Source organism: Stenotrophomonas sp. STEN033 (assembly GCF_056856655.1).
Genome location: NZ_JBXFWM010000008.1, coordinates 97,963 through 106,597, shown reverse-complemented (window position 1 = coordinate 106,597; position 8,635 = coordinate 97,963). Strand labels below are relative to the sequence as shown.

Sequence of the window (8,635 nt, the reverse complement as noted above, 5' to 3'; positions counted from 1 at the left end):
GTCCCCGCTGGGCCTCGGGGGTGTCCACGCGGGCGCTCGGGTCCAACTGCGCGGCCGCCCCGGGCCCCCCCCACTACAGGTGAGGCTGTAACGGTGAAGTCCCCTGCCCGGCATGGCTCGGCATTACAAGTTGGGATTCCCGGTAAAGCCCCTTGCCGAGCATGGCTCGGCACTACGGGGCTCCCCTTGCGCGTTGCGCGCAAGGGGGAAGGCAGTCAGAGAAACAGATCCGGCATCAACGGACGCGACGGGTCCACCGCATAACCCGACAAATCGGTGATGCCAGCCTCAGCCAGCACCTCGTCATCCAACAGGAACTGCCCGCTGAACCCGGCCGCCGGCCGCGTCAGCACCGCATGGGCGGCATCCGCCATGATTTCCGGCTTGCGGCAACCACCCACGTCCACGCCAGGAATCATGTTGATCGCGTCGGTGGCAATCACCGTGCGCGGCCACAAGGCATTGACCGCCACGCCCTTGCGGCCGAACTCTGCTGCCAGGCCCAGGGTGACGAAGCTCATGCCCATCTTGGCCAGGGTGTAGCCGGTATGCGGGCCCCACCATTTCGGATCGAGGCTGGGCGGCGGCGCCAACGTCAGGATGTGCGGGTTGGGGGCCTGCAGCAGGTGCGGCAGGCAGGCCTGCGCGCACAGGAAGCTGCCGCGTGAGTTGACCTGCTGCATCAGGTCGAAACGTTTCATCGGCGTGTCCAAGGTGCCACGCAGCCAGATCGCCGAGGCGTTGTTGACCAGGATGTCGATGCCGCCAAAGGTGTCCACGGTTGCAGCTACTGCCGCATTGACCTGGTCTTCTTCGCGGATGTCGCACTTCAGCGCCAGACCCTGCCCACCCGCGGCATTGACCGCCTCGGCCGCGGTATGGATGGTGCCCGGCAGCTTGGGATTGGCGACCGCCGACTTGGCGGCGATGGCGACGTTGGCACCATCGCGCGCGGCGCGCAGGGCGATGGCCAGGCCGATGCCGCGCGAGGCGCCGGTGATGAAAAGGGTCTTGCCTTGCAAGCTGCTCATGCGCACTCCGGAACCGGTAAGAAAGCTGTCCGCATTATGCAGATACCAGCACCCACGCACAGTCCCGCCGCTTTCCTGAGGCGCGACACTCAGGGTTCATATGGTTTGCCGATACTTGTGCACTATCGCGCAAGGATTCCCGATGAAGACACTGCACCTCGCTGCTCCGCTGCTGCTCGCCCTGAGCCTTGCGGCATGCCAGAAGCCACACCCCGCTGCCGAAGTTGCGTCGGCGACCAAGGATGTCACCGCGCAGACCACCGGCCTGGGCGAACAAGCCACCCGCATCGGCCCCACCGCCGTATGGACGGGATCGATTGAGGCCTGCCGCACCGACACCGCCGCCGACAACTGCCTGTTGCAGGTAATGCGCACCGCCGGCGCGTCACCTGTCGCACTGGCGGCTGCCAGCACCTTGTCCGCGCAGGGCAAGCCGGGCTATGTGACCGCATGGCAGGACGTCGAAGGCGTCGGCGTGGCCACGCTGGAATTCCCGTTCCGCGCCAACACCAACCAGGGCACCTGGCTGGTGGATGCCAATGGCCTGGCCATCGATGTGGACGAGGAAGTGCTGGATGACACGGCACGCGGCTCGGACGCCTACAAAGCCTTCTCCAGCAAGCATCCCGACTCTGGCCCGTTCGCGCCGGCAGTGGCCGCCGGCACCCAGGCCTTGCCAGACGGCGGTGTGCGCCTGCGCTACACCACACCGCTGCGCAGCTGCCATGCCTGCGCCGATGATGGCCATGTGACCATCGGCTACGACTTTGATGGCAAGCGCGGCTTCAAAGGCAAGCAACTGCTCGAGCTACGCTGAGAAAGCGCCCGTTGTCGCAGGGCAAGCACTTGCGCTCGGCACAGGCAGTGAAGCTCAATGCCGCCCGGGCGCAGCCATGCGCCGCGCATAGCGCTCCAGCAGCTGCGGCACGATGCGCCGGTGCACGGGTGCTACCGGCAACATGTACAGCCGCCCAAACGGCCGGTGCAGGTGAACCACGGTGCTCACCTGCAGCTGGCAGCCGTCGTGCCCGGGGCCAAGCTCTACTGACAGTTCGACGCGCAGGTGACGGTCGCTGTCGCCCAGTACCACGCCATCGCCCGTCAACGCCCGCACAGTGAATATCCCGAGCCTGTCGCCAACCGCCAGTCCTTCCGGTGCCTGCACCGGCACGCTGCGGATCGCGCCCAGGTGCTTCATTCCCAGCAGGCGCATTCCGGCATTGCGCAGCCGCATCAGGCCCTCGAACCAGGCCGGCACCTGCCGGGCGATATCCAGATAGGCCTGCACCGCACTGTCCGGCCGGCGCTGCAAACGCAGCTCGGCCGCATGGGCGAAATGGCTGCCGGGCAACAGCGGGTGCAGCATCGCATCGGCGCCTATCTCGACCTCGCAAGCACGCCCAATACGGCTCAAGGCTTGGGTCCCTGCCCCTCGTTGTCTTCCCAGTGCAGGATGCGGCGGGTGACAAAACGATAGACCGGCTTGCCTGTCGCAAACCAAAGCTCGCGTATCCATGAGTGCCGTTTTAGCAGGCGCAGCTCCACCGGGGTCAATGCCTGGCGGCAGTACATGCGCTTGTGCTTGAGCAGGTGACGCAGGTCCTCGCGCGCCAACAGCCGCATCCAGCGCGAACGCGGGTTGCCGCACACGGCCAGCTGGAAGTCGATCAGCGCCGGTGAACCATCCTCGCGTACCAGCCAATTGGCCTCCTTGGCCAGGTCGTTGTGGGCGATGCCGTGGCGGTGCACGCGTTGCAGCAGGCGCCGCGCCGCGCGGAAATAGCCCACGTCGCCATGCGGCGGGCGCTGGTACATGGCCGCGCCCTCCATGAAGCTGCGGTCCAGCCAACGCCCATCCCAGGCCAGCAACCGCGGCGTCGCCTCCATGCCGGCAAGCTTGGCCAGCGCGCGCGCTTCGCGCCGCGCCAGCCACCACGCAGGCAATCGCAGCCACCAGGGCGTCGCCCCGAGGTCTCGGCGCACGAAGCGTCCGTTGGGGCCTTCCATTAGCAGGATGCGCCCGAAGCTGTCTGCTTTGAGCGCGGCAACGGTAGCCGGTGAGGATTCAGTCATCACAATAGTCTAGTCGCCACGCTGGCATTCACCGAACGGCATCGCAGGTGAACAGGCCACCGCACATTCCACTGAACCTCCACCGCTGCCATCGGTCTGACTCGGGCTTCCCTTTATAATCGGCCGATGAATTCTTCCTGGATCGACGCCACGCTTGCGTGGATCGCCGCCCATCCCGTCCTTGCTGGCCTGGCGATCTTCGCCATTGCCTTCTGCGATGCCGTGATCATCCTTGGCGCCATCGTGCCGGCCCTGCCGCTGATGATCGCGGTAGGTGTATTGATCGGCATGGGCGAGCTGTCCGGCCCCTATGCGGTGATATGTGCAACCTTGGGCGCCTTCGCCGGCGACGGCTTGAGCTATTGGGTGGGCCGCCGCTGGGGTGATCGCCTGCGCGGCGTCTGGCCGTTCAGCCGCTACCCGCAACTGCTCGACCGTGGCGAGTTCATGTTCCGCCGCAATGCCTTCAAGAGCATCCTGATCGCCCGCTACGTAGGCGCCATCCGGCCCTTCGTGCCAGCAATCGCCGGCATGGCCAACATGCGCTTCAGCAGCTATCTCAAGGCCAGCGGCCTGGCCTGCCTGTCCTGGGCGATCCTGTTCCTGCTACCCGGCTGGGCGCTGGGCCAGGCCTATGACGCCGTGGCGGCGGTGGCCGGGCGCCTGTTCCTGGTGATTGCCCTGCTCGGCACCTTGCTGGGACTGGTCTGGGCCATCGTGCTGTACAGCTACCGCTGGTCGGCGGCACGCATGGACGGATGGCTGGCCCGGCTGCTGGCCTGGTCACACCGCCACCCGCACTTCATCGGCCATTCGCTGAGCGACCTGTTCGACCCCAAGCGTCGCGAATCGGTGCCGCTGGCGATGCTGGCGCTGATGCTGCTGGTGCTGGGTTGGGGCTGGTTCGCGCTGCTGATGGTGGTGGTGGGACATGGCGAGCCGCTGGCGCTGGACCTGGCGGTGCACCGGCTGATGCTGGCCCTGCGCAACCCGCTGGCGGACTATCCAATGGCGGCGCTGGCCTCGCTGGGCGATTGGCAGGTGCTGTTGCCGGCGATTGCCGCGGGCATGGGCTACCTGGCCTGGCGGCGGCGCTGGATGGCGGTCTTCCATTGGTTGGCGGCGCTGGCTTTCGGCCTGGCCCTGACCAAGCTGCTGGGCGCCACCGTCGATGTGGTGCGGCCGCCGGCCGCGAGCAGCGGGTTTGGTTTCCCGTCGGTGGCAGTGACCATGGCGACCATCACCTTTGGCTTCTTCGCCGTGCTGATCGGCCGTGAACTGCCAGGACGTACCCGCGTCTGGCCGTACCTGCTGTCTGGCGCGGTGGTCACCGTGATCGGCTTTGCCCGCATCTACCTGGGCGCGCACTGGCTCAGCGACGTGATCGGCGGCATGTTGTTCGGCGTGTTCTGGCTGTTGGTGCTGGGCGTGGCCTATCGGCGCCGCTTCAACCGCTCGTTCTGGGTCAAGCCGGTAGCCTGGCTGTTCTATGGCGTGTTCGTGATTGCCGGGCTCTGGTATGCCCCGCGCAACGTGCCGGCCAAACTGGCCAAGTTTGAACCTGCGGCTGCCAGCATCGTGCAGATGGACGCCTCGCATTGGTGGCAAGCGGGTTGGCGCGAGCTGCCGGCACGCCGCAATGATTTCGATGATGACCAGCGTTGGCCGCTGGACGTGCAGGTGGCCGGGCCGCTGCCCGCCCTGCAGCAGCAGCTCGAACGCAATGGCTGGAACCGGCAACCACAGGCGGGCTGGCAGCAGGCGCTGATGATGCTGGACATGAAGGCCACGCCGCAGCAGGTACCGGTATTGCCGGCAACGCTGGACACCAATGTCGAGGCACTGCTGATGCTGCGCCCCGGCGAACGCCCGGATGAGGTCTACGCCCTGCGGCTATGGCCCTCTTCGGCCCGTCTGCAGCCGGGACAGGCTCCGGTGTGGCTGGGCAGCGCACAGACCCTGCGTTACCAGCGCCACCTCAAGTTGTTCGGAATGTGGCGGCCGCTGCGTGGGGTAGACCCCGCGCTGGATGCACTCAAGCAGTCGCTGGATGGCGTTGAAACCCAGCAACAGGTGCAGCCGGAAACCGGCTTGCCGTTGTTGATGATCCGCGCCGAACCAACACCATGACAACGTAGTGCCGAGCCATGCTCGGCAAGAGGGGCGTTCCCCGCGACACGTCAGTGCGGTAGTGCCGAGCCATGCTCGGCAGGAGGCATTATCGGGACAGCTCCTGCCGAGCATGGCTCGGCACTACGACCGCGGACCGCGTTGCCCGCTCACGCCGCTCCTGCAACTCGGCTACAGATCGCCCTCGATCGGCACGTCCAACTCGGGGATCCACTCCAGCAAACGATCCAGGCGCCGCTGCGGATCGTTCTCCTGCAGCAGCTGCAACCGCTGCGTTTCACGCAGCGGCAATAGTTCGGCCAGGCGCCAGCCCACCCACGCCGCCTGATCCAGCTGCGCCGGACCGGCAGTCGTGTACTCGCCACCAATCTGTTCGATGATGTGCTCCAGCACCGTGCCCAGCAAACCGTGCTCGGGCTGCAGTTCGTCATCACTGTCGCGCTCGCACCACTCCACGTCGGCCATCACCAGGCCGTTGTCACGCACGTGGCTTGCACTCACATGGAAGCGCCGCGCACCGCGCAGTCGCAACACCAGGATGCCGTCCGCACCGACATCGAAATCCTCGACCACTGCCTCCACCCCCCATGCAGCAGGGATCGCCGGCGCACCCACTTCTTCACCCTCCAGGATCAGGCACACGCCGAAACTGCTGCCGCTGCGCCCACATTCGCGCACCAGGTCCAGATAGCGCGGTTCAAATACACGCAGGCTCAAGGTCGCACCGGGCAGCAACACCGCGTGCAGGGGAAACAGGGCAAGACTGAGCAATTGCATCATCCGGGTAACGTTTCAGCAGACGCCCTGATGGTACTCCACCGCATCGAAGCGACCATTCATCGCCTGCCGCAGCCGCCGCTGCAGCGCCGGGTTGCATGCAACCCGGCCTGCCTCATCAACTGCCCTGCAGTTGCGCCAGGAAACGTCGCGGTGCGCCATCAAAGCCGCCGTTGGACATGAACACCACGTGGTCGCCAGCACGTGTGACATTGCCGAGCTCGCTCAGCAATGCGTCCGTATCGGATACGGATTGCGCATCCCCACGCACGGCATCGATCACCCTGGCGGCATCCCACGGCAGTTCCGGACGCGCCAGGAACACCACCGCATCGGCAATGTCCAACGACGGCGCCAGCGCCTGCGAATGTGCGCCCAGGCGCATCGAGTTGCTGCGTGGCTCCATCGCCACCACGATGCGTGCCTCACCCACCCTGGCGCGCAGCCCTTCCAGCGTGGTGTGGATCGCTGTCGGGTGATGGGCGAAATCATCGTAGATGGTGATGCCCTGCGCCTGGCCGATGACCTCCATGCGCCGCTTGACGCTGTGGAAACCCGCCAGGGCCGGCGCAACCTGTGCCGGATCCACGCCCACCGCATGCGCGGCTGCCAGCGCGGCCAGACCATTGAGCACGTTGTGCCGACCCAGCAGCGACCATTCCACCGTTGCCACTTCAACACCGCGATGCAGTACCGCGAAAGCGCTGCCGTCCTGCTGGATCAGGCGCGCGCTCCATTCCAGCGCCGGATCAAATCCAAACCGTTCGACCGGCGTCCAACACCCCATCGCCAGCACTTCGGCCAGATAGGTGTCCTCACCATTGACGATCAGGCGGCCACGGCCCGGTACGGTGCGCACCAGGTGATGGAACTGACGCTGGATCGCAGCCACGTCCGGGAAGATGTCGGCGTGATCGAATTCCAGGTTGTTGAGGATGGCGACCAGCGGACGGTAATGGACGAACTTGCTGCGCTTGTCGAAGAACGCGGTGTCGTACTCGTCAGCTTCCACCACAAAAAGCGGTCGACTTGAACCTGATCGATCCGAAAGGATCGACGCGTCCTCCCCTTCCCCCGCCGGGGGAAGCTGCCCCGCAGGGGCGGATGAGGGTAAGACCTTGCCCGCAACCTCGACCAGCGACCGTCCCAATCGCGCCGACACCCCGAAATCCTCGGCCACGCCGCCGATCAGGAAGCCCGGCTCACGTCCTGCGGCCTGCAACAGATAGGACAGGATGGTGGTGGTGGTGGTCTTGCCGTGGGTACCCGCCACAGCCAGCGTGTCACGACCGGGCAGCACCCGTTCGGACAGCCATTGCGCCCCGGAGGTATAGCGACGGCCTGAATCGAGCACAGCCTCGACCGCAGCATTGCCACGCGAAAGCGCGTTGCCCACCACTACTTCGTCGCAATCCGCACTGATATTGGATGGCAGGTAGCCCTGCGACAGGCGGATACCCAAGGTTTCCAATTGCGTGGACATCGGCGGATAGACCGCCTGATCGCTGCCCTCGACCTGATGACCGAGTTCGCGGGCCAAGGCGGCCACACCGCCCATGAAAGTGCCGGCAATGCCGAGAATATGGATCTTGCTCATTCACCGATTGTCGCCGATGCGTCGATCCAGGGGTATCCGGAGCAACCCCCAGCTGTACCCCTAATCACATGTAGGGGATTCCCCGATACCGTCACACGACATTCACACTGAAAATACGTGACGCCAGCCTCAGTATCCCTCAGGTCCTACTCCCCAAGAGGCCATCCCCAGGGAGCTCATGCTGATGGGGCCGTGAGCACGCCCTTAGCTGGCTTTTATAAGCGAAACGCCCGGATCCAGTGCATGGATCCGGGCGTTTCCGTATGCGCGGCGGCCTTCGCTGACACGCAGACGGCCGTGGCGGTCACCCGCCACAGCCGGACATCCTCAGCGCTTGATCGCCGCCAGGATGCGGGCCAGCACTTCGTCCAGCGCGCCAACGCCATCGACGCGGGCCAGGGTGCCCTTGGCGGCGTAGAAATCGATCACCGGCGCGGTGGAATCGTTGTAGACCTGCAGGCGCTGGCGCACCGATTCCGGGTTGTCGTCGGCGCGGCCCTGCTCCTTGGCGCGGCCGGCGATGCGCTCGACCAGCAGTTCGGTCGGCACGTCCAGCTGCACGATGGCATCCAGCGGCTGGTTCAGCTTGGCCAGCAGTTCACCCAGTGCATTGGCCTGGGCCACATTGCGCGGGTAACCGTCCAGGATGAAACCCTTGGCGGTATCGGCCTGGGACAGGCGCGACTCCAGCATGCCCAGCAGGATGTCGTCGGACACCAGGTTGCCGGCATCCATCACCGCCTTGGCCTGCTTGCCCAGCTCGGTGCCGGCAGCCACTTCGGCGCGCAGCAGGTCACCGGTGGAAATGTGCGGAACCTGCAGTTGTTCCTTCAGGCTCGTCGCCTGCGTGCCCTTGCCCGAACCGGGCGGTCCCAACAGAACCAATCGCATTCCTGACTCCCATATGTTTGAGGTAACGGGACGGACAGCGGCGTTAGACTCATGGGCCGATTCACGCTGCACCGCAATATGTGCAGCTTACCGCATCCGGCCAATGTCCCGGAATGTCCCCCGCTCTGGAGAGTAT

Annotated in this window: 8 protein-coding genes; 2 read left to right on the top strand and 6 right to left on the bottom strand. The window is 65.6% G+C overall.

Going from position 1 to position 8,635, the window contains the following annotated elements; genetic code table 11:
- Positions 1 to 215: 215 nt before the first annotated feature.
- Entirely contained in the window at positions 216 to 1,031 is an 816-nt protein-coding gene (locus AC1VXC_RS04970; protein ID WP_481529204.1) for an SDR family oxidoreductase, read from the bottom strand.
- 142 nt (positions 1,032 to 1,173) lie between these two features.
- On the opposite strand from AC1VXC_RS04970, the gene AC1VXC_RS04965 reads away from it, so the two are divergent.
- Positions 1,174 to 1,848, top strand: coding sequence for a hypothetical protein (locus AC1VXC_RS04965; RefSeq protein WP_313173506.1), 675 nt, complete (start codon positions 1,174 to 1,176; stop codon positions 1,846 to 1,848).
- 54 nt (positions 1,849 to 1,902) lie between these two features.
- On the opposite strand, the gene AC1VXC_RS04960 is transcribed toward AC1VXC_RS04965, so the two are convergent.
- Together AC1VXC_RS04960 and AC1VXC_RS04955 are read right to left on the bottom strand one after the other, a co-directional pair.
- Entirely contained in the window at positions 1,903 to 2,445 is a 543-nt protein-coding gene (locus AC1VXC_RS04960; RefSeq protein WP_481539933.1) for a DUF2867 domain-containing protein, read from the bottom strand.
- Entirely contained in the window at positions 2,442 to 3,104 is a 663-nt protein-coding gene (locus AC1VXC_RS04955) for a protein kinase family protein (protein ID WP_313173508.1), read from the bottom strand. The genes AC1VXC_RS04960 and AC1VXC_RS04955 overlap by 4 nt, the downstream gene beginning before the upstream one ends.
- Before the next feature lie 126 nt (positions 3,105 to 3,230).
- On the opposite strand from AC1VXC_RS04955, the gene AC1VXC_RS04950 reads away from it, so the two are divergent.
- Complete coding sequence (locus tag AC1VXC_RS04950) at positions 3,231 to 5,234, top strand: bifunctional DedA family/phosphatase PAP2 family protein (RefSeq protein WP_313173509.1); 2,004 nt, start codon at positions 3,231 to 3,233, stop codon at positions 5,232 to 5,234.
- Between the two features lie 171 nt (positions 5,235 to 5,405).
- On the opposite strand, the gene AC1VXC_RS04945 is transcribed toward AC1VXC_RS04950, so the two are convergent.
- The 3 genes from AC1VXC_RS04945 to AC1VXC_RS04935 all read right to left on the bottom strand — a co-directional run bounded on the left by AC1VXC_RS04945 (position 5,406) and on the right by AC1VXC_RS04935 (position 8,499).
- Positions 5,406 to 6,014 (bottom strand): LON peptidase substrate-binding domain-containing protein, encoded by a 609-nt coding sequence (locus AC1VXC_RS04945; RefSeq protein WP_313173510.1) that lies wholly within the window; start codon positions 6,012 to 6,014, stop codon positions 5,406 to 5,408.
- A 115-nt stretch (positions 6,015 to 6,129) separates the two neighbouring features.
- The gene (gene mpl / locus AC1VXC_RS04940) at positions 6,130 to 7,608 is read right to left on the bottom strand and encodes a UDP-N-acetylmuramate:L-alanyl-gamma-D-glutamyl-meso-diaminopimelate ligase (RefSeq protein WP_313173511.1); all 1,479 of its coding nucleotides are present in this window, start codon (positions 7,606 to 7,608) and stop codon (positions 6,130 to 6,132) included.
- A gap of 327 nt (positions 7,609 to 7,935) precedes the next feature.
- Positions 7,936 to 8,499: an adenylate kinase gene (locus tag AC1VXC_RS04935; protein ID WP_313401961.1), complete on the bottom strand. Its 564-nt coding sequence runs from the start codon at positions 8,497 to 8,499 to the stop codon at positions 7,936 to 7,938.
- Positions 8,500 to 8,635: the final 136 nt, after the last annotated feature.

Coding starts and splice junctions, on each gene's coding strand:
- AC1VXC_RS04935 (WP_313401961.1), bottom strand. CDS start 8,499: ATGCGATTGGTTCTGTTGGGACCGCCCGGTTCGGGCAAGGGCACGCAG.
- AC1VXC_RS04945 (WP_313173510.1), bottom strand. CDS start 6,014: ATGATGCAATTGCTCAGTCTTGCCCTGTTTCCCCTGCACGCGGTGTTG.
- AC1VXC_RS04965 (WP_313173506.1), top strand. CDS start 1,174: ATGAAGACACTGCACCTCGCTGCTCCGCTGCTGCTCGCCCTGAGCCTT.
- AC1VXC_RS04950 (WP_313173509.1), top strand. CDS start 3,231: ATGAATTCTTCCTGGATCGACGCCACGCTTGCGTGGATCGCCGCCCAT.
- AC1VXC_RS04970 (WP_481529204.1), bottom strand. CDS start 1,031: ATGAGCAGCTTGCAAGGCAAGACCCTTTTCATCACCGGCGCCTCGCGC.
- mpl (WP_313173511.1), bottom strand. CDS start 7,608: ATGAGCAAGATCCATATTCTCGGCATTGCCGGCACTTTCATGGGCGGT.
- AC1VXC_RS04955 (WP_313173508.1), bottom strand. CDS start 3,104: ATGACTGAATCCTCACCGGCTACCGTTGCCGCGCTCAAAGCAGACAGC.